Below are 22,642 nucleotides of genomic sequence, written 5' to 3'. Positions count from 1 at the left end.
TGTTTGTCTCCTCACCTGCATGGAACAGGATTCTGCACCAGGAACGGGATTGTCACACTAGGGGAATGCCCTAAGGCGGCGCCGAAACATGTGATTGAATGCACCAATATGGTGCAAACCGCCGAGCCCACTGGCTCCGCCACCTAAAATGGCGGCTTGTACGCCTGTATACATAGTCTATGACCCGCATCAACTGCGTTCCGGTTGAAGAACTTACTCGCCAGCACCTGGTGGCCGAATATCGCGAGCTGCCGCGGGTTTTCGCCCTGGCCCGCAAGGCCTGCGAGCGCGGCCCGGTGTCCAGTCCCACCGACTACACTCTGGGCAAGGGGCACCTGCTGTTTTTCTACACCCGGCTAGGGTATCTGGCCAGGCGCCATGGCGAACTCGTGCGCGAGATGCAAAGACGCGGCTACCAGCCGGCCTTCCTGGCCCCGCTGGCCGAGGTGCACGCCGACATTCCCGCCGCCTTGTGGGGCGACTGGACGCCCACGCCCCAGGCGCTGGCCATGAACCGCCGGCGTATCGCCGAACGCGGCGGGCCGGCTTACGCCGAGGATGCGCGGCCATAAAAAAAGGCCACCCACAGTGTGGATGGCCAAGAACAAGGTGCCCCGACTCCGCTCGGAAAAGGGCAACCCGTACCCTGATCAGAAGCGGTGACGCAGACCGACGCCGACCGTCGTCATCTTGTTGCCTTCGACGAAGGCAGCGCCGTCGGCATACGAGCCCACCGCATACAGGTTGGTCCGCTTGGACAGGTCGTAGGTGTAGCCCACGCTGTAGATGTCCATGTTTTCCAGACCCTTGTTCGGATCGGCGCGCTGCCACGAGGCGAACACGTTGCTGGCGCCGCCGATGGGCGCGCTTACGCCGACCAGGTACGAATTGACCTTCAGGCCGTCCCAGGTGAAGCGGTCGTTGGTATTGCCCAGGCCCTTGGCGGGCGTGTTGGGGTTGACAGCGCCGCCCATCAGGTCGAAGTCCTGGCCGACGAACACGCCGTCCTTGGTGCGGCCATAGGCCAGCGACAGCTTCAGCACTTCGAAGTCGTAGGCCGCGCCCAGAATGAACTGCTGGGGTTGCGGCTGGCTGGGCGCGCGGAATTGCTGGTCATACGTGAAGGCCACTTGCAGCGGACCGCCCACGTAGCGCACACCGGCCGTGATGGCGCGGTTGTTGTCGTCTTCTTCGAAGCCGGTCGGGCCTTCGACGTCATCGGTCGAGAACGAGTACCCGATGCCACCCTGGAAGCCGCTCCAGCTGGGGGTCTGGTACATCACCATATTGTCATAGCGAACCGTGTTGGCCGCGCTGAACGCCGAACCCATGGTCGAGTTCAGGTAGCTGAGCGAGAACGGATCGATGTCGGCGAAGTACTTCGACGCGATGTTGGTTTGGCGGCCCAGATCGAGGCGGCCGAACGATTCGTGGTTCAGGCCGATGGTGGCTTGACGGCCGAACAGGCGGTCGCCCTGCTTGCTGTTGCCGTTGCTGGCGCCAAAACCGCTTTCCAGCACGAACACCGCCGACAGGCCATCGCCCAGGTCTTCGGTGCCGCGCAGGCCCCAGCGCGAGCCGCTCTGGATGCCGTCGGTCATGCCGATGCGGGATTGGTAGTCACCACCATACTGGCCGCGGTTGGCGTCTTCGGTACCGACCTTGCCGCGCTGGTAGGTGATCCCGACGTCAATCAAGCCGTACAAGGTCACCGACGTTTCAGCGTACGCGGTGCCGCCGATACCGGCGAGAATTGCGCCGGCGAGCAAGGTTTTTGTTAGTTTCATTTCCTCATCCCGATCAAGAGTGAAAGCCGTCTGTCTCCACCCGCGGAGACAGTTCGAACCCATACGTTAGGGAATGCTGGTGTTTCCACCAAAACGAGGAACTACACAAGGAATCAAAAAATTTCCAGCGGCCGGGCGAACCTCACCATTTTCCTATGAAGAGAAATATCGGCACAGTACATTAAGTTACTTAATACACTTTCATGAACACTGGATATATGGCGCTTTAACAACAGAGCGCAAGACGTTGCACCGTGCCGCAGGCCCGCGCGGCAACCCTGGCCAGCAGATGCGCGCATTTTTGTGATTATCTGCACGCGCAAATGTTGGTATTGCTTTTAATACATCCGGGCAATATTTGTCCATGCGTTGCAACCCGCGCATTTAAAAAAAAGCCGCCCGAGGGCGGCTTTTTAGCGACAGGCGGGCGATGCCGCCGCCGGAATTACATATTGTCGATCATTACCTGGCCGAAACCCGAGCACGACACCTGGGTGGCGCCTTCGAGCAGGCGCGCGAAGTCGTACGTGACCTGCTTGGACAGGATGGATTTTTCCATGCTGGAAATGATGAGGTCGGCGGCTTCGGTCCAGCCCATGTGGCGCAGCATCATTTCGGCCGACAGGATCTCGGAACCCGGGTTGACGTAGTCTTTGCCGGCATACTTGGGCGCCGTGCCGTGGGTGGCTTCGAACATGGCCACCGAGTCGGACAGGTTGGCGCCCGGGGCGATGCCGATGCCGCCGACCTGCGCGGCCAGGGCGTCGGAGATGTAGTCGCCGTTCAGGTTCAGCGTGGCGATGACATCGTATTCGGCCGGGCGCAGCAGGATCTGCTGCAGGAAGGCGTCGGCGATGGAATCCTTGACGATGATTTCGCGGCCCGTCTTGGGATTCTTGAACTTGCACCACGGGCCGCCGTCGATCAGCTGGGCGCCGAATTCTTTCTGGGCCAGCTCGTAGCCCCAGTCACGGAAGCCACCTTCGGTGAACTTCATGATGTTGCCCTTGTGCACCAGCGTGACCGAAGCGCGGTCGTTGTCGATGGCGTACTGCATGGCCTTGCGGACCAGGCGCTCGGTGCCTTCGCGCGACACCGGCTTGATGCCGATCGACGAGGTGTTCGGGAAACGGATTTTCTTCACGCCCAGCTTGGTCTGCAGGTACTGGATCAGTTCCTTGGCCTGCTCGGTTTCGGCCTGGTATTCGATGCCGGCGTAGATGTCTTCGGAGTTCTCGCGGAAGATGACCATGTCGGTCTTTTCAGGTTCGCGCACGGGCGAAGGCACGCCCTTGAAGTAGCGAACCGGGCGCAGGCAGACGTACAGGTCGAGCTGCTGGCGCAGGGCCACGTTCAACGAACGGATGCCGCCGCCCACCGGGGTGGTCAGGGGGCCCTTGATCGACACCACGTAGTCTTTCACCACGTCGAGGGTTTCTTCGGGCAGCCAGACATCGGGGCCGTACACCTTGGTGGCCTTCTCGCCGGCATAGACTTCCATCCAGTGGATCTTGCGCTTGCCGCCGTAGGCCTTCTGCACGGCAGCGTCCACGACCTTGATCATGACGGGCGTGATGTCGGCGCCCGTGCCATCACCTTCGATGTACGGAACGATGGCCTGGTCGGGCACGTTCAGCGAAAAATCGGCGTTGACCGTGATTTTCTGGCCCCCTGCGGGAACCTTGATATGTTGGTAGGACATGAATGCTCCAGTTGCTCCGGGTGGTTTTGCGCGCACGCCTGACCGGGGCGCGGACGCAGGCGGGAAACCCCCGAAGCTACCGGGCCGGATGGCGGACAACCCCCAATTCTAGCTCGCATTGGGGCGCCGCGTCCGGCGGGGGCGGCGCAGGGGCGTAAAATGAAGGCCTGTCATCCGTATACCTGCCGCAGCCCCCATGTTCAACCCTTCCCGCGACCAAGTCCGCGAGTTCTTCATCGAGACCTGGCGCAAGCACCGCGCCGGCGAGGTCCTGACGCCGCTGGAGTCCATGGCGCTGGACTGGGTCATCGAGCACCCCGAGTACCACGGCGACCTCGAACACCCCGAGGCCATGACGGCCGAATACCCGGTCGAGCAGGGCCGCACCAACCCGTTCCTGCACCTGTCGATGCACCTGGCCATCGCCGAGCAGCTGTCCATCGACCATCCGCGCGGCATCCGCGCGGCCTACCAGCGGCTGGTCAACCGCGGCGACGCCCACCAGGCGGCGCACGAAATCATGGAATGCCTGGGCCAGGTGGTCTGGGAAGCCCAGCGGCTGGGCACGCCGCTCGACAGCGATGCCTATATCGAGCTGATCCGCCAGCGCGCGGAACGCTAGCGGGGGCCGGCCCGGCCCTTGGCCGCAGGCAAGAAAAAACGCCCCGCGGGGCGTTTTTTCTTGCCTGCAGGCCGCGCGGCGGTTTACTTGCGCACGCCCAGGTCGCTGGACTGCGAGGCCAGCCAGGCGGTGACGTTCTCGATGTCCTGGTCGGACAGCTGCACGGCGAACGCGCCCATGATGGGGTTCTTGCGCACGTTCGACGAGGCCGGGGCGCCGGCGGCGCCTCGCTTGTACGACTTCAGCGCCTGCTCGAGATAGTCGGCATGCTGGCCGGCCAGGATCGGGTAGGCCGGGTCGACCGGCGTCTTGGCGTCGGCGCCGTGGCACGACGCGCAGTTGAACTTGTCGAACACCGCCTTGCCGGCGGCCAGGTCTTGCGCCTGCGCGGCGCCGCCGGCAACAGCCAGGATGGCGCCCGCGAGGGTCAGCGTATAGCGTTTCATGATGGGCCCTCGCATCACTTGAGATTGGAGTAGTACGCGGCCAGGTCGGCGATGTCCTGGTCGCTGAGGCTGCCGGCGATGGCATCCATGGTGGGATGGCTACGCGCGCCTTTCTTGTACTCGTTGAGGGCCGCTTCGATGTACTTGGCGTTTTGCCCAGCGATCATCGGAACGTGGTACAGCTCGGGGAAACTGGCTTTGTAGCCCTTGATGCCATGGCAACCGATGCACATGGAGATTTTGTCTCGGGCGTTCTGGGCATTGCCGACCGGCGCTGCATCGGCAGCAGCCGCCTGACCGGCGACCGAACAGGACGCAACCATGGCCAGCGCGGACAGAGAGGTTCTCAACTTCATTGGAATGGCTCTTGGTAAGGCTGAAAACTGGGCTAAGGATGAGCGCCGGATCTGCGCCCGGCTAACAAAACCCTGCGATTGTACGATAATTGTTGCCAAGCCATGCCAACCCCTGCGCGGTTTGCCCGCGCGTATCTTTCCCGCCACCGCCCATGCCCGCTGCCCAGAGTCCTGCCGCCCCCCGCTTCGACGGAACCGAACGCTACGTTGCCACCGACGATCTCAAACTGGCCGTCAACGCCGCCCTGACCCTGCAGCGCCCGCTGCTCATCAAGGGCGAACCGGGCACGGGCAAGACCATGCTGGCCGAAGAAGTCGCGCTGGCGCTGGGCCGGCCGCTGCTGCAATGGCATATCAAGTCCACCACCAAGGCGCACCAGGGCCTGTACGAATACGATGCCGTATCGCGCCTGCGCGACTCGCAACTGGGCGACGAAAAAGTCCGCGACATCCGCAACTACATCGTGCAGGGCACGCTGTGGCAGGCGTTCGAAGCGCCGGAGCCGGTGGTGCTGCTGATCGACGAAATCGACAAGGCCGACATCGAGTTTCCCAACGACCTGCTGCGCGAACTCGACCGCATGGAATTCCATGTGTACGAAACGCGCCAGACCATCGCGGCGCGCCACCGGCCGCTGGTGATCATTACGTCGAACAATGAAAAAGACCTGCCCGACGCGTTCCTGCGGCGCTGCTTTTTCCACTACATCCGCTTTCCCGAGCGCGAAACCATGCGCGACATCGTGGCGGTGCATTTTCCCGACCTGAAGCAGGACGTGCTGCGGGCCGCGCTGGATACCTTCTTCGCGCTGCGCGATGCGCCGGGCCTGAAGAAAAAACCGTCCACCTCCGAATTGCTGGACTGGCTGCGCCTGCTGCTGGCCGAAGGCGCCACGGCGGAGCAGATCGACGCCCACGCGGCCGCCTCGGTGCCGATGATGGCCGGCGCCCTGCTCAAGAACGAGCAGGACGTGCAGCTGCTGGAACGCCTGGCCGCCATGACCCGCGGCAACGCCCGCCGCTGAGCGCCCGGCCCCCGCCGCCATGCTGACCGATTTCTTCTACCACCTGCGCGCCCACAAGCTGCCGGTCTCGGTCAAGGAATACCTGACCCTGCTCGACGCCTTGCGCCACGACGTCATGGCGCCTACGCTGGACAGCTTCTATTACCTGGCGCGCGCCGCGCTGGTCAAGGACGAATCGCTGTACGACCGCTACGACGCGGCCTTCGGCGCCTACTACCGGGGCATCGAGGCCGCCCTGCCCGCCGGCAAGGACATTCCCATCGACTGGCTGATCAAGCAGTTCGAAAAAAGCCTGACCCCCGAAGAAAAAGCCGCCATCGAGCGGCACGGCTGGGACAAGCTGATGGAACTGTTCAAGCAGCGGCTGGAAGAACAGAAAGAGCGCCACGCCGGCGGCAGCAAATGGATAGGCACCGGCGGCACCTCGCCGTTCGGCAACAGCGGCTACCACCCCGAAGGCATCCGGGTGGGCGGCGATTCGGCCGGCAACCGCAGCGCGGTCAAGGTGTGGGACATGCGCCAGTTCCGCGACTACGACGACCGGCTCGAACTCGGCATCCGCAATTTCAAGGTGGCGCTGCGGCGCCTGCGGCGTTTCGCGCGCGAAGGCGCCGAACTCGAACTGGACCTGGACGACACCATCGCCAGCACGGCGCGCAATGCCGGCCACCTGGACTTGCGCCTGGTGCCCGAGCGCCACAACACAGTCAAGGTGCTGATGCTGCTGGACGTGGGCGGCAGCATGGACGACCACATCGCCCGGGTCGAAGAACTGTTTTCGGCGGCCCGCAGCGAATTCCGCAACCTGGATGTCTATTACTTCCACAACTGCCCGTACGAAAGCCTGTGGCAAAGCAACAGCCGGCGCCAGAACGAGCGCTTCGACACCTGGGATGTGCTGCGCAAGTACAACCCCGACTGGCGGCTGATCATCGTGGGCGACGCCACCATGAGCCCGTACGAGATCCTGCAGCCCGGCGGCTCGGTAGAGCACTACAACAAAGAGCCGGGCGCGGTGTGGCTGCGCCGGCTGCTGGATGCCTGGCCCAAGGCCGTCTGGCTCAATCCCGAGCCCACGGCGTCGTGGCAATACCGCCAGTCCATTGCGCTGCTGCGCGACATCATGCAGCAGCGCATGTACCCCGTTACCGTGGCGGGCCTGGAACAGGCCATGCGCCTGCTGTCGAAATAACGGCTGCCCGCGCCGGCGGCTTCAGCCGTCGGCGGGCTCGGCCGGCGTGTCCAATATCAATTGATAGAACGCCAGGTCCAGCCAGCGGCCGAACTTGAAACCCGCGTGGCGGATCGTGCCGGCATGCTCGAAGCCCAGCTTTTCGTGCAGGCGGATGCTGGCGGTGTTGGCGGCGTCGATGCCGCCCACCAGCACGTGCAGCTGGCGGTCGCGCGCACGCGCGATCAGGATGCGCATCAGCGCCTCGGCCAGGCCGCGGCCACGGAAGCGGGCATCGATGTACACCGAGTGCTCGACCGTGTACTTGTTGGCCGGGTAGGCGCGGAACGCGCCATAGCTGGCAAAGCCCATCAGCTCGCCGTCCGCGTTTTCGAAGCCGATGACCGGGAAGCCGCCCGCCTGCTTGGCCTGGAACCAGGCCTGCATCGTCGCGGGCGTGCGCGGCTGATATTCGTACAGGGCCGTGGACGTGCCGATGGCGTCGTTGAAGATGGCCAGAATGGCACCGGCATGGCGCGCATGCGTGCATTCGATCAGAGTGGCGCCGGACGGGCGGGCAGAATCGGAATCCATGGCGCGCATTGTAGCGACGCCGCGCGCGGCGCGCCGGCCGCCCTTCCGGCCTGCGCGGGCGGCTCAGGCCATGCGCCGCTCTTGCACGGCAAAATGCGCCTGCGGCCCCGGACAGCGGCGCCAGGGAATGTCGTCGCTGTCCATGTCCAGGTCGAACAGCTCATTGGCGGCCGTCCGCTGGCGCGGTTGCGTGGCAACCCCTTCCATTTCGAGCACATGCCCCGCAAAGCCGCGCGGCGAGCCGCCGCATTCGGCGAAATAGCGCTCGGCCGGCACATCCACCACATAGGTGGTCAGATCATGGGCCAGTATCGCCACGAATTGCCCGTCGTCGCTGGCATAAGCGTAGCGGAATCGCCCCTTGATGCGGTCTTGGCTAAGCGGCGCGCCCACGAGCTGGGACAGGGCGCGCGTGACAAGATTGGTCAGCATGGCCGTCGTTCCTCCGGTCAGGTTGGCCGGCGCAATGCCGGCAGCGAACGCGCGAACGACACACCCCGGCCGCGGAGAGGCCGGAAAGGCGCAAGACGGGAGACCCGCTGCAGGCCGTCGCGCATCCCGTCTGTCTGGAACAGCCCTGTTTCCAACAGGTTACACCCGCGCCGGGCGCGGCGCCAAATAGGAACCATCCGGGGCGTATACACTCCAACGACATCCTCCCGTAACACGGATACTCGCCATGCGCTTTTCGCTTTCGGGGCTGCCCGCCCGCCTGAACGCCCTGCTGATCACCTCTTTCCTGGCCTTCCAGGCCGGCGCCGCGCCGGTGCCGGCGGGGGTTTCCGAGGTTGCCTCGGTCGAGGGCATCACCGAATACCGGCTGCCGAACGGGCTGCGCGTGCTGCTGGCGCCCGACGCGTCCAAACCCACCACCACGGTCAACATGACGTACCTGGTGGGCTCGCGCCAGGAAAACTACGGCCAGACCGGCATGGCGCACCTGCTGGAACACATGCTGTTCAAGGCCACCCCCACCACCCGCAACGCGCTGGCCGAATTCTCGCGGCGCGGCCTGCAGGCCAACGGCTCGACTTCGGCCGACCGCACCAACTACTTTGCCAGCTTTGCCGCCAACCCCGACACGCTGAAGTGGTACCTGGGCTGGCAGGCCGACGCCATGGTCAACTCGCTGATCGCCAAGGAAGATCTCGATTCCGAGATGACCGTGGTGCGCAATGAAATGGAAAGCGGCGAAAACAACCCTTTCCGGGTGCTGATGCAGAAAATGCAGGCCACCGCCTACCAATGGCACAACTACGGCAAAAGCACCATCGGCGCGCGCTCCGATGTCGAAAATGTCGATGTCGGGCAGTTGCGGGCCTTCTATCATGAGTATTACCAGCCCGACAACGCCGTGCTGATCGTGGCCGGCAAGTTCGACCCGCAAACCACCCTGGAAGCCATCCGCGCCACCCTGGGCAAGCTGCCCCGGCCGCAGCGCAAGCTGCCGCCCGAATACACCGTCGAGCCCGTACAAGACGGCGAACGCGCCATCACCCTGCGCCGCGCGGGCGGCATCCCGCTGGTGGCGGCCATGTACCACATTCCGGCGGCCGGCAGCCCCGATTACGCGCCGTTCGACCTGGCCACCACCATCCTGGCCGACACGCCCTCGGGCCGCCTGTACCATGCCCTGGTGCCCACCAAGCAGGCGGCCGACGTGTTCGGTTTCACCATGGACCAGCTCGACCCCGGCGTGGCCATGTTCGGCGCGCAGCTGCAGCCCGGCATGGACCAGGACAAGGCGCTGCAAACCCTGACCTCGACCCTGGAGTCGCTGGGCGACAAGCCGTTTACCGCCGAAGAGCTCGAGCGCGCCCGCAGCAAGTGGCTGACCGCCTGGCAGCAGGTGTATTCCGATCCCGAAAAAATCGGCGTGGCGCTGTCCGAGGCCATCGCCGGCGGCGACTGGCGCCTGTTCTTCCTGCAGCGCGACCGGGTGCGCGACGCCAAACTCGAAGACGTGCAGCGCGTGGCCGCCACCTACCTGGTGGCCAGCAACCGCACCGAAGGCCGCTACATTCCCACCGAAAAACCCCAGCGCGCGCCGCTGGCGCAGCGCCCCGACCTGGCCGGCCTGCTGAAAGACTACCAGGGCGACCCCGATTTCAAGCAGGCCGAGGCCTTCGACCCGTCGCCCGCCAACATCGACAAGCTCACCCAGCGCAGCCAGCTCGATCTGCCCAACGGCCCCGTGCAGCTGGCCCTGCTGCCCAAGGCCACCCGCGGCGGCCGCGTGCAGGCCGAGCTGCTGGTGCAGTTCGGCGACGCCGACAGCCTGCGCGGCCAGCGCGTCAACGCCGCCGCCGTGGCCGATCTGCTCGAGCGCGGCACCGCCAAGCTGTCGCGCCAGGACATCCAGGACCGCTTCGATGCCCTGCAGGCCCAGGTCGAATTCGACGGGTCGGGCACCGATCTCACGGTGGCCATGTCGGCCGCGGGCGAGCACCTGCCCGAACTGGTCGCCCTGGTGCTGGACGTGGTGCGCCACGCCAACTTCCCCAAAGACCAGGTCGAGGAATACCAGCGCCAGGCGCTCACCTCGATCCGCAGCAGCATGACCGAGCCCACCGCCCTGGCCTCGCGCGCGCTGGCGCGCCAGGACAACCCGTGGCCGGCCGACGATGTGCGCTATGTACCCACTTTCGAAGAAGCCCTGGCCGACGCGGGCAAGCTCGACCGCGACGCGCTGGCCGCTTTCCACGACCGCTACTACGGCGCCGGCCACATCAAGTTCTCGGCCGTGGGCGATTTCAACGCCGACGCGGTCAAGCAGGCCCTGACCACCGGCCTGAAAGGCTGGCAGCAGGCGCCGGCCTATACCCGCCTGTCCGACCCCTACCGGGCCATCAAGGCGCAGCGCTTCAGCATCGAAACCCCCGACAAGGCCAACGCGTTCTATATCTCGCGCATGCCGCTGAAGCTGCAGGACACCGACGCCGACTTCCCGGCGCTGTACCTGGCCAATTTCCTGCTGGGCACCTCCGAGACATCGCGCCTGTGGAACCGCGTGCGCGAAACCGACGGGCTGTCGTACAACGTGCGCAGCAATCTGTCGGTGTCGTCGTTCGAGCCCACGGCCAGCTGGACCATCTATGCCATCTATGCGCCGCAGAACCGCGCACGGCTTGAAAAAGCCATAGACGAAGAGCTGGCCCGGGCGCTGAAAGACGGCTTCTCCGCCGAAGAAGTCAAAGACGGCATCGCCGCCCTGCTCAACTACCGCAAGCTGGCCCGCGCCCAGGACAGCGTGCTGGCCTCGACCTGGATCAACTACCTGAAGCGCGGCCGCAGCTTCGAATGGTCGGCCGACATGGACCGCAAGATTGCCGCCCTGACGCCCGATACCGTCAATGCGGCCCTGCGCGGGCACTTGCAGCCGGCGGCCTTCAGCACGGCCGTGGCGGGCGACTTCGCGTCCCCGAACAAGGCGGCGCCGCGGCAACCCCCGCCAGAAAAGGCCGCTCCGCAGGATGCCGCCCCGAAGAAAGCCGCCCCTTAGGCAGCCCTTCGTTGCCGCCCAGACCGGCCCCAGGGGCCGGTTTTTTTTGGGGCCGGTCGCGGCGATCCCCGCCCGGGTCCTGATGGGAAAGGCGGCCATCATTCCGATATAACCCCCATGAACCTGCTTATTACACCGGAAAATGGAAAAATATTTTCAAAAAATCAGGGTTTATCCCAGGTTCGGATGCGCGCAGAATTCAGTCATCGGGAAACACAACGAACCACGACGGAAGGCCGCCGGATTCAGTCCCAGATCAACAGACGAATGGAGGTCTTATCATGAAAACCCTAGCTACTGCTCTCTTTGTTTCGATGGGCCTGCTGAGCGCCGGCGCTTACGCCGCGTCGCCCAACATCGAACCCAACAACGTGCCCTTCCAGGGTGTGTACGGCCAGGCTGACGCCAACGCGCCGACCCGCGCCCAGGTGCAGGCCGAACTGGCCCAGGCCAAGGCCGCCGGCCTGGTCACCTTCGGCGAAGAAGACTACCCGGCTGTCCAGGTGTCCACCGCCGCCGGCAAGACCCGCGAGCAGGTTCGCGCCGAACTGGCCGAAGCCAAGGCCAACGGCCAGTACACCTTCGGCGAACTGGACTATCCCCCGGTTGCCAACTGATAGGACAGGCCCTTCCCAGGGCCGGCAAGCTGCAAAAAAAACCCCCTGCCGTGTGTGCGGCAGGGGGTTTTTCGTTGCGGGCCGGCGATCAGCTGAAGAATTCCTTCACGCGATCGGTCCAGGACTTGCTTTGCGGCGAATGGCGGTCGCCGCCGTCGCTCAGCGACGTTTCGAACTGGCGCAGAATGGCCTTTTGCTCGTCGCTGAGCCGCACCGGGGTTTCGACCACCACATGGCAGTACAGGTCGCCCGGATAGCTGGCGCGCACGCCGCGGATGCCCTTGCCGCGCAGGCGGAAAGTCTTGCCGGACTGCGTGCCCTCGGGAATGGAGATCTCGGCCTTGCCGCCCAGCGTGGGCACCTGCAGCTCGCCGCCCAGGGCCGCCGTGGTGAACGGAATGGTCAGCTCGCAGTGCAGGTCGTCGCTGTCGCGCTGGAAGATCTTGTGCGGCTTGATGTGGATCTCGACGTACAGGTCGCCCGAAGGGCCGCCGTTGATGCCCGGCTCGCCATTGCCGCTGGAGCGGATGCGCATGCCGTCGTCGATGCCGGCGGGAATCTTCACCTGCAGGGTCTTGTTGCGGCGGATGCGCCCCACCCCATCGCAGGACGGGCACGGATCGGTGATCTCTTTGCCGGTGCCGTGGCAAGTGGGGCAGGTCTGCTGCACGCTGAAGAACCCCTGCTGCATGCGCACTGCCCCCGAACCGCCGCAGGTGCGGCAGGTCTTGGGCGAAGTGCCGGGCTTGGCGCCGCTGCCATGGCAAGTGTCGCAATGTTCCCAGCTGGGCACGCGGATTTCGGTATCGAAACCGTGCGCCGCCTGCTCCAGCGTGATTTCCAGCGCGTACTTCAGGTCGGCGCCGCGGTACACCTGCGCACCGCCGCCGCGCCGGCCGCCCGCGCCGCCGAAGATCTCGCCGAAGATGTCGCCAAAGGCATCGGCGAAGCCGCCGCCCATGCCCGCGCCCCCCATGCCGGCCGCGTTGGGGTCGACCCCCGCATGGCCATAGCGGTCGTAGGCGGCGCGCTTCTGCTCGTCGCCCAGGACTTCATAGGCTTCCTTGATTTCCTTGAACTTTTCTTCAGCCTCTTTGTTGTCCGGATTGCGGTCCGGATGATGCTTCATGGCCAGCTTCCGATAGGCCTTTTTCAGTTCATCGTCCGTTGCGTTCTTTGCCACGCCCAGGACTTCGTAGTAATCGCGTTTTGCCATAATGGATGGGCCCGGAGAGAGCCATAAGCTTGTAGGTACTGAAACGAATCCGCCCGGCAGCCGAAAATTCCGGCTCCGGGCGTCATTCAGGCGTTAATGGCCATTACTGATCGCGCTTGACTTCCTTGAAGTCGGCATCGACCACGTTCTCGTCCACCGGCTTGGCCTCGTCGGCGGCCTGCTGCTGGGCAGCCTGCGACGCCTGCATGTCGGCGTACATCTTCTCGCCCAGTTTCTGCGAGGCCGTGGACAGGGCTTCGACCTTGGCGTCGATGGCGGCCTTGTCGCCGTCTTTCAGCACATCTTCCAGTTCCTTGATGGCGCCTTCGATGGCTTCTTTTTCAGAAACCTCGAGCTTCTCGCCATATTCGGTCAGCGACTTGCGGGTGGCATGCACCAGCGCATCGGCCTGGTTGCGGGCCTGGGCCAGCTCGGCGACACGGTGGTCTTCCTCGGCGTTGGCCTCGGCATCCTTGACCATGCGCTGGATCTCGTCTTCCGACAAGCCGGAATTGGCCTTGATGGTGATCTTGTTTTCCTTGCCGGTGCCCTTGTCCTTGGCGGACACGTGCAGGATGCCGTTGGCGTCGATGTCGAACGTGACTTCGATCTGCGGCAGGCCGCGCGGCGCCGGCGGGATGCCCTCGAGGTTGAATTCGCCCAGGCTCTTGTTGCCCGCGGCGATTTCGCGCTCGCCCTGGAATACCTTGATCGTCACGGCCGGCTGGTTGTCGTCGGCCGTGGAGAACGTCTGCGAGAAGCGCGTCGGGATCGTGGTGTTCTTCTGGATCATCTTGGTCATGACGCCGCCCAGGGTTTCAATACCCAGCGACAGCGGCGTGACGTCGAGCAGCAGCACGTCTTTGCGCTCGCCCGACAGCACCGAGCCTTGAATGGCGGCGCCAGCGGCCACGGCCTCGTCGGGGTTGACGTCCTTGCGCGGATCCTTGCCGAAAAATTCCTTGACCTTCTCCTGGACCTTGGGCATGCGGGTCATGCCGCCGACCAGGATCACGTCGTCGATCTCGGAGACCTTCACGCCGGCGTCCTTGATGGCCACGCGGCAGGGGTCGATGGTGCGCTCGATCAGTTCTTCGACCAGCGCTTCCAGTTTGGCGCGCGTGACCTTCAGGTTCAGGTGCTTCGGACCGGACGCATCGGCCGTGATGTACGGCAGGTTGATCTCGGTCTGCTGGCTGGACGAGAGCTCGATCTTGGCCTTTTCGGCCGCTTCTTTCAGGCGCTGCAGGGCCAGGACGTCTTTGGACAGGTCGACGCCCTGCTCTTTCTTGAACTCGCCGATGATGTAGTCGATGATGCGCTGGTCGAAGTCTTCGCCGCCCAGGAACGTATCGCCGTTGGTCGACAGCACTTCGAACTGCTTCTCGCCGTCGACGTCGGCGATCTCGATGATGGACACGTCGAACGTGCCGCCGCCCAGGTCATAGACGGCGATCTTGCGGTCGCCCTTTTCGGACTTGTCCAGGCCGAACGCCAGCGCGGCCGCGGTGGGCTCGTTGATGATGCGCTTGACTTCCAGGCCGGCGATGCGGCCGGCGTCTTTGGTGGCCTGGCGCTGGCTGTCATTGAAGTACGCCGGCACCGTGATCACGGCCTCGGTGACTTCTTCGCCCAGGTAGTCCTCGGCGGTTTTCTTCATTTTGCGCAGCACGTCGGCCGACACTTGGGGAGGCGCGATTTTCTTGCCGCGCGCTTCCACCCAGGCGTCGCCGTTGTCGGCCTTGACGATGCTGTAGGGCATCAGGTCGATGTCTTTCTGCACGGCCTTTTCGTCGAACTTGCGTCCGATCAGGCGCTTGACCGCGTACAGGGTGTTCTTGGGGTTGGTGACCGCCTGGCGCTTGGCCGGCGCGCCCACCAGGGTTTCGCCGTCGTCCATGTAGGCGACGATGGAGGGCGTGGTGCGGGCGCCTTCGGCGTTTTCGATGATCTTGACCTGGCCGCCGTCCATGACAGCCACGCAGCTGTTGGTCGTGCCCAAGTCGATGCCGATGATTTTGCTCATGGTGGAATACCTTGATGTAGATCCGTGAATACAGGGATAAAAATGGGTCTTAGCCTAACTGGGGCTGCCAGAGGGGTTTTTCAAGAGCCGGCCGATGGCTTCGGTAAAGCGCGGCAACCCCGGCCAGCCGGTAATGCGGCCCAGGCGCCTGCCGCCGCGGTACAGCACGAAGGTGGGCACGCCATGCAGCGAAAAGCGCCGCCCCAGTGCCTCGTCGGCGTAGACATCGGCCTGGAACCAGGTCAGCCCCAGGTCAAGCAGCGCCTGCCGGTGCAGCAAGGCGGCCTGCTTGAACAAATTACAATTGTAACAATCCTGGCCCCACAGGAATACACAGCGCAGGTCGTCGCCCGGCGCGTCGACCACGGCCTGGTCGAAATCGGCCGTGCCGACCGTGCGCATGGCGAATACGTCGAAAACCTGCGCCGGATCGAACGAGGTGGGGCCGGACATGGCGCTTACCCCTGGCCGGCGGACACCATGACCAGGGCGGGCCGCAGGGTGCGGTCGGCAATGGCATAGCCCTTCTGCAGCAGTTGCGCCACCGTATTGGCGGGCTGGTCGGACGGAACCGACGAAATGGCCTGGTGCAGGTGGGGATCGAACTTGTCGCCCTGCGCCGGGGCGATTTCTTTCAGCAGATTGCGCTCGAAGGCGCCGGCCAGTTGCTTCAGGGTGACTTCGACGCCTTCGCGCAGGGCGTCGACGGTCTGGTCGGGCTGCGCCAGCGCCGCTTCCAGGCTGTCTTTGACGGGAACCAGGCTTTCGGCGAACGATTCGATGCCGAATTTGCGCGCCTTGGACACGTCTTCCTGCGCGCGGCGGCGCACGTTTTCGGTATCGGCCCGGGCGCGCAGCACCTGATCCTGCTGCGCGGCAACCGTGGCCTGGGCAGCCTCGAGTTCGGCGCGCACGGCGGCCAGCTCGGCCTGCAGCGCTTCAACAGTGGCGGGCATGGCCGCGGCCGGTTCGTCAGACTCGGGGGCTTGATCGACAGGCTCTTGGGATGCCGTCATGGGGATTTCCTCCAAAAAACAATAGCGTCGGCCCCGATAATGGGGGCCGATCCGGTGATTTCAAGAGGCGGACGGCGGAACGGACTGCCCTAACCCTTGCCGGGCCGCACCGGGGCCGGCGGGTCGCTGGCCGGGAAGGTGTCTTCAAGCGCCTCGTCGACGGCGGCATCGGGGTCGCGCTGCGGCGCTTCTTCGGGCGTGACGGCGATAGGGTCGCTGGCCGGGAAGGTGTCTTCCAGGGCTTCATCGAGCTCGCGTTCGATGGGATCTTCTTTCAGATCGGTATGTCCAGGTGCCGAAGATGTGCCCACGCCGGGTTTCGCGGTGGTATTCATGCGCTGTCTCCTGCAAAGGTCGATCAGGGGGCGGCCCGCCGGGCCGCTGGCGCCCGCCTCGGCGGATGCCCTTTCACCCAGTGTAAGGCCCCGGCGCGGCGCGTGTGGGCCAGCCTTGTAAGTGTTTGTCGGCCAGGCGGGCCAGGGCTTCGGCCCACGCGGGGTCATCGTTCAGGGCCGGAATGTAGCGAAACTGGCGCCCGCCCGCGGCCAGGAACGCATCGCGGCATTCCTGGCTGATTTCTTCCAGCGTTTCTAGGCAATCGGCCAGGAAACCGGGACACACCACGTCGACCTCGGTAACACCTTGGGCCGCCAGGGCCTTCAGGGTGGGTTCGGTATAGGGCTCGAGCCAGCGCGCGGCGCCGAAGCGGCTCTGGAACGTGACTTCGGATTGCTCGGGCGACAACCCCAGGCGCTCGCGCAGCAGGCGCGCGGTTTCAAGGCAATCGCGGTAGTACGGATCCCCCAGCTCGATGGAATAGCGGGGCAGGCCGTGAAAGCTCATGACCAGTTTCTGCGGCCGGCCATGGGCCTGCCAGTAGCTGGAAATGCGGCCGGCCAGGGCGTCCAGGTAGCCGGGGTCATCGTGGAAGCGCTTGATGAATCGCAGCTCGGGCTGGTCGCGCAGGCGCCCGGCATACGCGGCCACCGCGTCGACCACGGTGGCGGTGGTGCTGGCCGCGTACTGCGGATACAGCGGCACGGTAAGAATGTGCTGGCAGCCTCGCTGGCGCAGCCGCTCGATGGCCTGGGCGATGGAAGGCTCGCCGTAGCGCATGGCCAGCTCGACCTGCACCGCGTGGCCGCGTTCGGCCAGCGCCCGCTGCACGCCCTCGGCCTGCCTGCGGCTGTAGACCAGCAGCGGCGAACCCTCGTCCATCCAGATGCCGGCATAGCGCGGCTGCAGGCGGCGCGGCCGCCGCGCCAGCACCATGCCGTGCAGAATGGGCCACCACAGGTAGCGGGGAATTTCAATGACCCGCCGGTCGGACAGGAAATCCGCCAGATAGCGGCGGATGTCGCGCGGCGTGGCGCTGTCGGGCGTGCCCAGGTTGACCAGCAGCACGCCGACGGGGCCGGCCGCGCGCGGGGGCGGGTCGTCGTCGAAGGGGTCCGCCTGGCTGGGTTCGGGCAGGTAGCGCTCGGGCCACAAATACTTGAACAGGCGAAGAAACACAAAACACCCCTCTGGGCGCCCTCTCCGCGAAAAGAAGGCCGGCCCGCTACAGATTTATTGGTTGTGGCTGAACGCGTTGGAAAGCAGCCGCGCGGTGATGTCGACGATGGGAATGACGCGCTCGTATGCCATGCGGGTGGGGCCGATGACCCCCAGGGTGCCGATCACCCTGCCGTCGACGCCGTAGGGCGCGGTGATGACCGAAACCTCTTCCATGGGCAGCAATTGCGAATCGCCGCCGATATAGATTTGCACGCCCTGGGCGCGGCTGGAGATGTCCAGCAGCTGCAGCAGGTCGGTTTTGTGTTCGAACAGCGAGAACATCTTGCGCAGGCGGTCCATGTCGGACGCGATGTCAGTCACGTCGAGCAGTTTGCGTTCGCCCGAGATGATCACGTCGTCGCCGTCTTCGGCGGCCTCGGCGCCGGCCTCGACCGCGGCCTGCATCAGGCGCGAGATGTCTTCGCGCAGCTGCGCCAGTTCGGTGGTCAGGGTGCGGCGCACGGCGTCGAACGACTTGCCGGCGAAATGGACATTGAAGAAGTTGCCCGCCTCGATCAGCTCGGCTTCGGAGTAGTCGCGCTGCACCGACAGGATGCGGTTCTGCACGTCGCCATCGGGGGTGACGATGATGAGCAGCACGCGCTTGCCCGACAGCCGGATGAATTCGATCTGGCGGAACACCTGGGCGCGCTTGGGCGTGAGCACCACGCCCGCGAACTGCGTCAGGTTCGACAGCAGCGCGGCGGCCGCGCTGACAGCCCGCGACGGCTCGGTGGCCGTCAGGGCGGCTTCGCTGAACTGCCGGGGCTGGAATTCGAAGGGCTGCACCGCCAGCAGCGAATCGACGAACATGCGGTAGCCGCGCGGGGTGGGAACGCGCCCGGCCGAGGTATGCGGGCTGTGGATCAGGCCGAGGTCTTCGAGGTCGGCCATGACGTTGCGGATAGTGGCCGGCGACAGGTCGAATACCTTGGAAAGCGTGCGCGAACCGACCGGTTGTCCGTCGGCGATGTGGCGTTCAATCAACGCTTTCAGCAAGGCGCGTGCACGATCATCCATATAGGCTATTGTAGGGAAACTTTTGGAAATGGGCGATTTTTGTCCAGCGGCCGAACATGCGGCCCCATATAATCGCCGAATCTGCTGTTCCCTTCGATTATTCGCTCTCTTTCGCCATGCACTTTCCCATCGTCGCCCTGATTGGCAGACACCAGGATACCGGCCTGGACGCGCCGCTGCGCGCCCTGGCGCACATGCTGGTGCAGGCCGGGCGCCGCGTGCTGGTCGAGGCCGATACCGCCAGCAATACCGGCGTGCATGAATACCCGGTGGCCAGCCTGCAGGAAATCGGCTCCACCGCGTCGCTGGCGGTGGTGATGGGCGGCGACGGCACCGTGCTGGGCGCCGCCCGCACGCTGGCGCCCTACGGCGTGCCGCTGGTCGGCATCAACCACGGACGGCTGGGCTTCATCACCGACGTGCCGCTGCAAGAAGCGCACAATGCCCTGGCGCGGGTCATCGAAGGCAATTACCAGGCCGAAGACCGCATGCTGCTGGTGGGCAGCGTCTGGCGCGGCGACCAGCTCATGTATACGGCGCCGGCGCTCAACGACGTGGTGCTGAACCGGGCCGGCCGCGGCGGCATGATCGAAGTGCGGGTCGAGCTCGACGGCGCCTTCATGTACGCCCAGCGCGCCGACGGCCTGATCATCGCCACCCCGACCGGATCCACCGCGTACGCGCTGTCGGCCAACGGCCCCATCCTGCACCCCGGCCTCGACGCCATGGTGCTGGTGCCGGTGGCGCCCCAGACACTGTCGAACCGGCCCATCGTCATTCCGGGCGGCGGCGTGCTGAACATGACGCTTACCGCCATCGGCCGCGTCGAAGTCGGCGCCAGCGTGCATTTCGACATGCAGACCTGGTCCGACCTGCAGCCGGGCGACCGCATCTCGGTGCAGCGCGCGCCGCACACCATCCGCTTCGTGCACCCCGAGGGCTACAGTTTCTTCTCGACCCTGCGCCGCAAGCTGCACTGGAACCTGATGCCGCAGGCATCCGACAGCGTGGAATAACGGCACCGGCCATGCTGCGCACCCTGCATATCCGCGATTTCGTCATTGTCGAGCAGGCCGAAATCCATTTCGGCGCCGGCTTTACCGTGTTTTCCGGCGAAACGGGCGCCGGCAAGTCGATCCTGATCGACGCGCTGGCGCTGGCGCTGGGCGAACGCGCCGACGTCGGCGTGCTGCGCGAAGGCGCCGCGCGCGCCGACATCACGGCCCTGTTCGAGGCCCCCGATACGCTGCGCCCCTGGCTGGCCGAGCGCGATCTCGATGCCGGCGGCGAACTGGCGCTGCGCCGCGTGGTCGACGCCCAGGGCCGCAGCCGCGGCTACATCAATGGCATGCCGGCCACCCTGGCGCAATTGCGCGAACTGGGCGACAGCCTGGTCGACATCCACGGCCAGCACGCCCACCAGAGCCTGATGCGCGCCGATGCGCAGCGCGACCTGCTCGACGCGCATGGCGGCCACGGCGAACTGCGCCAGGCGGTCGCGCAGGCCTGGAAAGACTGGCGCACGCTGGCCCGCCAGCTCGAACTGGCCGAAAAAGACGCGGCCGGCCTGGCGGCCGAGCGCGAGCGCCTGCAGTGGCAGGCCGATGAGCTGGGCCAGCTGGCCCTGCAGCCCGACGAATGGGACGCCCTGCAGGCCGAACAGTCGCGTCTGGCGCACGCCCAGGCCCTGCTCGACGGCGCCGGGCAAATACTCGAAGCCCTCGATGGCGAAGACGATTCCGCCGGCCACCGCCTGAATGCCGCGCAGCACCGGCTGCAGCAGATGCTGCGCCACGATCCGGCGCTGCAGGGCGTGGCCGACGAACTCGAATCGGCGCGCATCGCGGTGTCCGAGGCCGTGTCCGACCTGAACAACTATGTCAGCCGCGTCGAACTCGACCCGCAGCGGCTGGCCGAGGTCGACACCCGCATGAGCGCGGTGTTTGAAACCGCCCGCAAATTCAAGGCCGAGCCCGAAGCCCTGCCGGCCCTGCGCGACGCCGTGCACGCGCAACTGGCCGACCTGCAGGCGGCGGCCGACATCGATGCATTGCGCGCCCGCGCCGACGCCGCCGCCGCCCAGTACGAGACGGCCGCCGGCAAGCTGTCGGCCGCGCGCGCCAAAGTGGCCAAGAGCCTGGGCAAGCAGGTCACCCAGGCCATGCAGACGCTGGCCATGCAGGGCGGCCGTTTCGAGCCCGTGGTGTCGCGGGCCGCCGCGTCGGCCCACGGCAGCGACCACGTCGAGTTCCTGGTGGCCGGCCACGCCGGCACCTCGCCGCGGCCGCTGGGCAAGGTGGCATCGGGCGGCGAACTGTCGCGCATTTCACTGGCGCTGTCGGTCATCGCCAGCCGCGCGGCGCGCGTGCCCACGCTGATTTTCGATGAAGTCGACAGCGGGGTGGGCGGCGCGGTGGCCGAAGTGGTGGGCAAGCTGCTGCGCGAACTGGGCGAACGCCACCAGGTGCTGTGCGTGACGCACCTGCCGCAAGTGGCGGCCTGCGGCACGGCGCAGTACCGGGTCAGCAAGACGGAAACCGCCGGCGCCACCCGGTCGCATATTGCCGAACTGGACGCGGGCGAGCGTGTAGAAGAAATCGCGCGCATGCTGGGCGGCATCAAGATCACCGCCACTACGCGCGAACACGCGCGCGAGATGCTGGGCGGGCTGGCCGAGCCGTCGCGCTAGGCGTTCCGGGGTTTTCCGGACACGGCGGCGCGGCCGCCGCCGCCACAACAAAAGGCCTAACGGGTTTTCTGGCAGTCGCTGCAGATGCCGTACAGCACCATGGCGTGGCTTTCCAGGGCAAAGCCGTTGTCTTTGGCAACCTTGTGCTGGCGCTTTTCGATGTCGGGATCCGAAAACTCGACCACCTTGCCGCAATTGGTGCAGATGAGGTGGTCGTGGTGGTCGCCATCGTTGAGCTCGAATACCGCCTTGCCGCTGTCGAACTGGCTGCGGCTGAGAATGCCGGCCTGCTCGAACTGGGTCAGTACGCGGTAAACGGTGGCCAGGCCGATTTCGACGTTTTCGCCGATGAGGGCGCGATAAACGTCTTCGGCGCTGAGATGGCGCTGGTCGGCTTTACGGAAGATATCCAGAATTTTCAGGCGCGGGAAAGTCGCCTTCAAACCCATGTTCTTCAATTCGCTTTGGTCGGTGGTCATGGTGTAATCGCTCTCCGTCCGCGGTGTGGCATGGGCAGAATCACGGGGCCCCTCTCGGCAACGTACCGCCTTTTTGCGCTGCCCGCGGAGCTACCGCAATATGAAACCTTTATGATAACGGTTTTACTGGCTTTAAATCACAGATAGGGGCGCTTGGAGTCCATGATTGCACGTATTCCGACCCGGTTCCTGAAAACCCTGCTCGCGGCGGCCGCGGTTACGGCCGCCCTGGCGGGCTGCACGTCCGACAAATGGGGCTTCCCGTACAAGGCGCCCGTGCAGCAGGGCAACTGGATCACCCAAGAGCAGGTCGCCCTGCTGCAGCCGGGCATGACGCGCGAACAAGTGCGCTTTGCCCTGGGCAGCCCCACCCTGACCAGCGTGCTGCACGCCGATCGCTGGGATTACCCCTATTTCTTCAAGCCGGGTTACGGCAAGCCGCAAGAACGCAAATTCACCGTCTGGTTCGACAACGACCGCCTGGTGCGCTGGAGCGGTGACGAACAGCCGGAACTGCAGCCGTTCCAGCTCGATGCCGAGGGCAAGCCGGCCCAGGAAAAGGCCGACGAGCAGATCGACGCCGACACCGCCCGCCAGGACGCCGCCGGCATGGACGGCACCACCGCGCCAGAGCCGGCCGATCCGGCTCAGCTGCCCGCGCTGGGCACGCCGCCGGGAGGCGTGCAGCCGGCAAGCAATGCCCAGCCGACCATCGACGCCCAGCCGGTGCCGGCGCCCGACATGGGGGGCGCGCAACCAGACGCGTCCGACACCCAGAACCCTGCCGCGCAGCCCGCCGCCCCCTCGCCAGGGCGGC

General features: G+C 65.4%; 22 protein-coding genes and 1 pseudogene. 9 read left to right on the top strand and 14 right to left on the bottom strand.

The genetic code is table 11. The features are described from left to right. The first annotated feature begins 179 nt into the window (after positions 1–179). Entirely contained in the window at positions 180–572 is a 393-nt protein-coding gene (locus J2P76_RS07395) for a pyrimidine dimer DNA glycosylase/endonuclease V (protein WP_207405778.1), read from the top strand. A gap of 78 nt (positions 573–650) precedes the next feature. Here the strand turns inward: J2P76_RS07395 and J2P76_RS07390 are convergent, their stop codons facing one another. Both J2P76_RS07390 and icd read right to left on the bottom strand, forming a co-directional pair. Next, on the bottom strand, positions 651–1,787 hold the full coding sequence (locus J2P76_RS07390; RefSeq protein WP_207405776.1) for a porin: 1,137 nt from the start codon (positions 1,785–1,787) through the stop codon (positions 651–653). 445 nt (positions 1,788–2,232) lie between these two features. Further along, positions 2,233–3,489 carry an NADP-dependent isocitrate dehydrogenase gene (icd, locus tag J2P76_RS07385; RefSeq protein ID WP_207405774.1) on the bottom strand — a complete coding sequence of 419 codons (1,257 nt, stop codon included), beginning with the start codon at positions 3,487–3,489 and terminating at the stop codon, positions 2,233–2,235. Between the two features lie 196 nt (positions 3,490–3,685). Between icd and J2P76_RS07380 the strand changes: the two genes are divergently transcribed. Beyond that, entirely contained in the window at positions 3,686–4,111 is a 426-nt protein-coding gene (locus tag J2P76_RS07380) for a DUF1841 family protein (protein WP_207405772.1), read from the top strand. A gap of 83 nt (positions 4,112–4,194) precedes the next feature. Here the strand turns inward: J2P76_RS07380 and J2P76_RS07375 are convergent, their stop codons facing one another. Beyond that, complete coding sequence (locus tag J2P76_RS07375) at positions 4,195–4,557, bottom strand: c-type cytochrome (RefSeq protein WP_207405770.1); 363 nt, start codon at positions 4,555–4,557, stop codon at positions 4,195–4,197. Between the two features lie 14 nt (positions 4,558–4,571). Beyond that, positions 4,572–4,913 (bottom strand): c-type cytochrome, encoded by a 342-nt coding sequence (locus J2P76_RS07370; protein WP_207405768.1) that lies wholly within the window; start codon positions 4,911–4,913, stop codon positions 4,572–4,574. 152 nt (positions 4,914–5,065) lie between these two features. Here J2P76_RS07370 and J2P76_RS07365 point away from each other — a divergent pair, with 152 nt between their 5' ends. Both J2P76_RS07365 and J2P76_RS07360 read left to right on the top strand, forming a co-directional pair. Continuing rightward, positions 5,066–5,938 (top strand): AAA family ATPase, encoded by an 873-nt coding sequence (locus J2P76_RS07365; protein WP_207405766.1) that lies wholly within the window; start codon positions 5,066–5,068, stop codon positions 5,936–5,938. A gap of 19 nt (positions 5,939–5,957) precedes the next feature. Then, positions 5,958–7,130 (top strand): vWA domain-containing protein, encoded by a 1,173-nt coding sequence (locus J2P76_RS07360; protein WP_207405764.1) that lies wholly within the window; start codon positions 5,958–5,960, stop codon positions 7,128–7,130. Positions 7,131–7,151: 21 nt separating this feature from the next. Here J2P76_RS07360 and J2P76_RS07355 read toward each other — a convergent pair whose 3' ends face one another. Both J2P76_RS07355 and J2P76_RS07350 read right to left on the bottom strand, forming a co-directional pair. Next, positions 7,152–7,712, bottom strand: a complete 561-nt coding sequence (locus tag J2P76_RS07355) for an N-acetyltransferase family protein (protein ID WP_431603382.1) — start codon at positions 7,710–7,712, stop codon at positions 7,152–7,154. 54 nt (positions 7,713–7,766) lie between these two features. Next, positions 7,767–8,135 (bottom strand): hypothetical protein, encoded by a 369-nt coding sequence (locus tag J2P76_RS07350; RefSeq protein WP_207405759.1) that lies wholly within the window; start codon positions 8,133–8,135, stop codon positions 7,767–7,769. 247 nt (positions 8,136–8,382) lie between these two features. Here J2P76_RS07350 and J2P76_RS07345 point away from each other — a divergent pair, with 247 nt between their 5' ends. Both J2P76_RS07345 and J2P76_RS07340 read left to right on the top strand, forming a co-directional pair. Next, on the top strand, positions 8,383–11,205 hold the full coding sequence (locus tag J2P76_RS07345) for a M16 family metallopeptidase (RefSeq protein ID WP_207405757.1): 2,823 nt from the start codon (positions 8,383–8,385) through the stop codon (positions 11,203–11,205). Between the two features lie 281 nt (positions 11,206–11,486). Further along, complete coding sequence (locus J2P76_RS07340) at positions 11,487–11,822, top strand: DUF4148 domain-containing protein (RefSeq protein ID WP_207405755.1); 336 nt, start codon at positions 11,487–11,489, stop codon at positions 11,820–11,822. 88 nt (positions 11,823–11,910) lie between these two features. Here J2P76_RS07340 and dnaJ read toward each other — a convergent pair whose 3' ends face one another. The 7 genes from dnaJ to hrcA form a co-directional block, all read right to left on the bottom strand. After that, positions 11,911–13,038, bottom strand: a complete 1,128-nt coding sequence (dnaJ, locus tag J2P76_RS07335; RefSeq protein ID WP_207405753.1) for a molecular chaperone DnaJ — start codon at positions 13,036–13,038, stop codon at positions 11,911–11,913. Positions 13,039–13,141: 103 nt separating this feature from the next. Then, a complete protein-coding gene (gene dnaK / locus J2P76_RS07330; RefSeq protein WP_207405751.1) occupies positions 13,142–15,064 on the bottom strand; it encodes a molecular chaperone DnaK in 1,923 nt (640 codons plus the stop codon). Between the two features lie 54 nt (positions 15,065–15,118). Next, positions 15,119–15,517: a thioredoxin family protein gene (locus tag J2P76_RS07325; RefSeq protein WP_207405749.1), complete on the bottom strand. Its 399-nt coding sequence runs from the start codon at positions 15,515–15,517 to the stop codon at positions 15,119–15,121. Between the two features lie 5 nt (positions 15,518–15,522). Beyond that, positions 15,523–16,080, bottom strand: a complete 558-nt coding sequence (gene grpE / locus J2P76_RS07320; protein ID WP_207405746.1) for a nucleotide exchange factor GrpE — start codon at positions 16,078–16,080, stop codon at positions 15,523–15,525. Positions 16,081–16,169: 89 nt separating this feature from the next. After that, positions 16,170–16,415, bottom strand: a complete 246-nt coding sequence (locus tag J2P76_RS07315) for a hypothetical protein (RefSeq protein ID WP_207405744.1) — start codon at positions 16,413–16,415, stop codon at positions 16,170–16,172. A gap of 73 nt (positions 16,416–16,488) precedes the next feature. Next, positions 16,489–17,595: a ferrochelatase gene (hemH, locus tag J2P76_RS07310; protein ID WP_207405742.1), complete on the bottom strand. Its 1,107-nt coding sequence runs from the start codon at positions 17,593–17,595 to the stop codon at positions 16,489–16,491. Between the two features lie 54 nt (positions 17,596–17,649). Beyond that, positions 17,650–18,657 (bottom strand): heat-inducible transcriptional repressor HrcA, encoded by a 1,008-nt coding sequence (gene hrcA / locus J2P76_RS07305; protein ID WP_207405740.1) that lies wholly within the window; start codon positions 18,655–18,657, stop codon positions 17,650–17,652. Between the two features lie 116 nt (positions 18,658–18,773). On the opposite strand from hrcA, the gene J2P76_RS07300 reads away from it, so the two are divergent. Then, on the top strand, positions 18,774–19,673 hold the full coding sequence (locus J2P76_RS07300; RefSeq protein ID WP_207409147.1) for an NAD kinase: 900 nt from the start codon (positions 18,774–18,776) through the stop codon (positions 19,671–19,673). 11 nt (positions 19,674–19,684) lie between these two features. Beyond that, positions 19,685–21,346: a DNA repair protein RecN gene (gene recN, locus J2P76_RS07295; protein WP_207405738.1), complete on the top strand. Its 1,662-nt coding sequence runs from the start codon at positions 19,685–19,687 to the stop codon at positions 21,344–21,346. A 56-nt stretch (positions 21,347–21,402) separates the two neighbouring features. Here recN and fur read toward each other — a convergent pair whose 3' ends face one another. Next, positions 21,403–21,825, bottom strand: a complete 423-nt coding sequence (fur, locus tag J2P76_RS07290) for a ferric iron uptake transcriptional regulator (protein ID WP_207405736.1) — start codon at positions 21,823–21,825, stop codon at positions 21,403–21,405. 162 nt (positions 21,826–21,987) lie between these two features. Between fur and J2P76_RS23615 the strand changes: the two are divergent. Next, positions 21,988–22,476: pseudogene (locus J2P76_RS23615) on the top strand (outer membrane protein assembly factor BamE); the annotation flags it as partial. Positions 22,477–22,642: the final 166 nt, after the last annotated feature.

Source organism: Bordetella petrii, from assembly GCF_017356245.1.
Taxonomy (GTDB): Bacteria; Pseudomonadota; Gammaproteobacteria; order Burkholderiales; family Burkholderiaceae_B; genus Bordetella_A; species Bordetella_A petrii_D.
The sequence above is the reverse complement of the archived record's forward strand: the minus strand, read 5'-3'. Positions and strand labels throughout refer to the sequence as shown.

What these genes read in the sequence shown, in the direction of transcription:
- J2P76_RS07395 (WP_207405778.1), top strand. Translation starts at nt 180, where the DNA reads ATGACCCGCATCAACTGCGTTCCGGTTGAAGAACTTACTCGCCAGCAC.
- J2P76_RS07390 (WP_207405776.1), bottom strand. Translation starts at nt 1,787, where the DNA reads ATGAAACTAACAAAAACCTTGCTCGCCGGCGCAATTCTCGCCGGTATC.
- icd (WP_207405774.1), bottom strand. Translation starts at nt 3,489, where the DNA reads ATGTCCTACCAACATATCAAGGTTCCCGCAGGGGGCCAGAAAATCACG.
- J2P76_RS07380 (WP_207405772.1), top strand. Translation starts at nt 3,686, where the DNA reads ATGTTCAACCCTTCCCGCGACCAAGTCCGCGAGTTCTTCATCGAGACC.
- J2P76_RS07375 (WP_207405770.1), bottom strand. Translation starts at nt 4,557, where the DNA reads ATGAAACGCTATACGCTGACCCTCGCGGGCGCCATCCTGGCTGTTGCC.
- J2P76_RS07370 (WP_207405768.1), bottom strand. Translation starts at nt 4,913, where the DNA reads ATGAAGTTGAGAACCTCTCTGTCCGCGCTGGCCATGGTTGCGTCCTGT.
- J2P76_RS07365 (WP_207405766.1), top strand. Translation starts at nt 5,066, where the DNA reads ATGCCCGCTGCCCAGAGTCCTGCCGCCCCCCGCTTCGACGGAACCGAA.
- J2P76_RS07360 (WP_207405764.1), top strand. Translation starts at nt 5,958, where the DNA reads ATGCTGACCGATTTCTTCTACCACCTGCGCGCCCACAAGCTGCCGGTC.
- J2P76_RS07355 (WP_431603382.1), bottom strand. Translation starts at nt 7,712, where the DNA reads ATGCGCGCCATGGATTCCGATTCTGCCCGCCCGTCCGGCGCCACTCTG.
- J2P76_RS07350 (WP_207405759.1), bottom strand. Translation starts at nt 8,135, where the DNA reads ATGCTGACCAATCTTGTCACGCGCGCCCTGTCCCAGCTCGTGGGCGCG.
- J2P76_RS07345 (WP_207405757.1), top strand. Translation starts at nt 8,383, where the DNA reads ATGCGCTTTTCGCTTTCGGGGCTGCCCGCCCGCCTGAACGCCCTGCTG.
- J2P76_RS07340 (WP_207405755.1), top strand. Translation starts at nt 11,487, where the DNA reads ATGAAAACCCTAGCTACTGCTCTCTTTGTTTCGATGGGCCTGCTGAGC.
- dnaJ (WP_207405753.1), bottom strand. Translation starts at nt 13,038, where the DNA reads ATGGCAAAACGCGATTACTACGAAGTCCTGGGCGTGGCAAAGAACGCA.
- dnaK (WP_207405751.1), bottom strand. Translation starts at nt 15,064, where the DNA reads ATGAGCAAAATCATCGGCATCGACTTGGGCACGACCAACAGCTGCGTG.
- J2P76_RS07325 (WP_207405749.1), bottom strand. Translation starts at nt 15,517, where the DNA reads ATGTCCGGCCCCACCTCGTTCGATCCGGCGCAGGTTTTCGACGTATTC.
- grpE (WP_207405746.1), bottom strand. Translation starts at nt 16,080, where the DNA reads ATGACGGCATCCCAAGAGCCTGTCGATCAAGCCCCCGAGTCTGACGAA.
- J2P76_RS07315 (WP_207405744.1), bottom strand. Translation starts at nt 16,415, where the DNA reads ATGAATACCACCGCGAAACCCGGCGTGGGCACATCTTCGGCACCTGGA.
- hrcA (WP_207405740.1), bottom strand. Translation starts at nt 18,657, where the DNA reads ATGGATGATCGTGCACGCGCCTTGCTGAAAGCGTTGATTGAACGCCAC.
- J2P76_RS07300 (WP_207409147.1), top strand. Translation starts at nt 18,774, where the DNA reads ATGCACTTTCCCATCGTCGCCCTGATTGGCAGACACCAGGATACCGGC.
- recN (WP_207405738.1), top strand. Translation starts at nt 19,685, where the DNA reads ATGCTGCGCACCCTGCATATCCGCGATTTCGTCATTGTCGAGCAGGCC.
- fur (WP_207405736.1), bottom strand. Translation starts at nt 21,825, where the DNA reads ATGACCACCGACCAAAGCGAATTGAAGAACATGGGTTTGAAGGCGACT.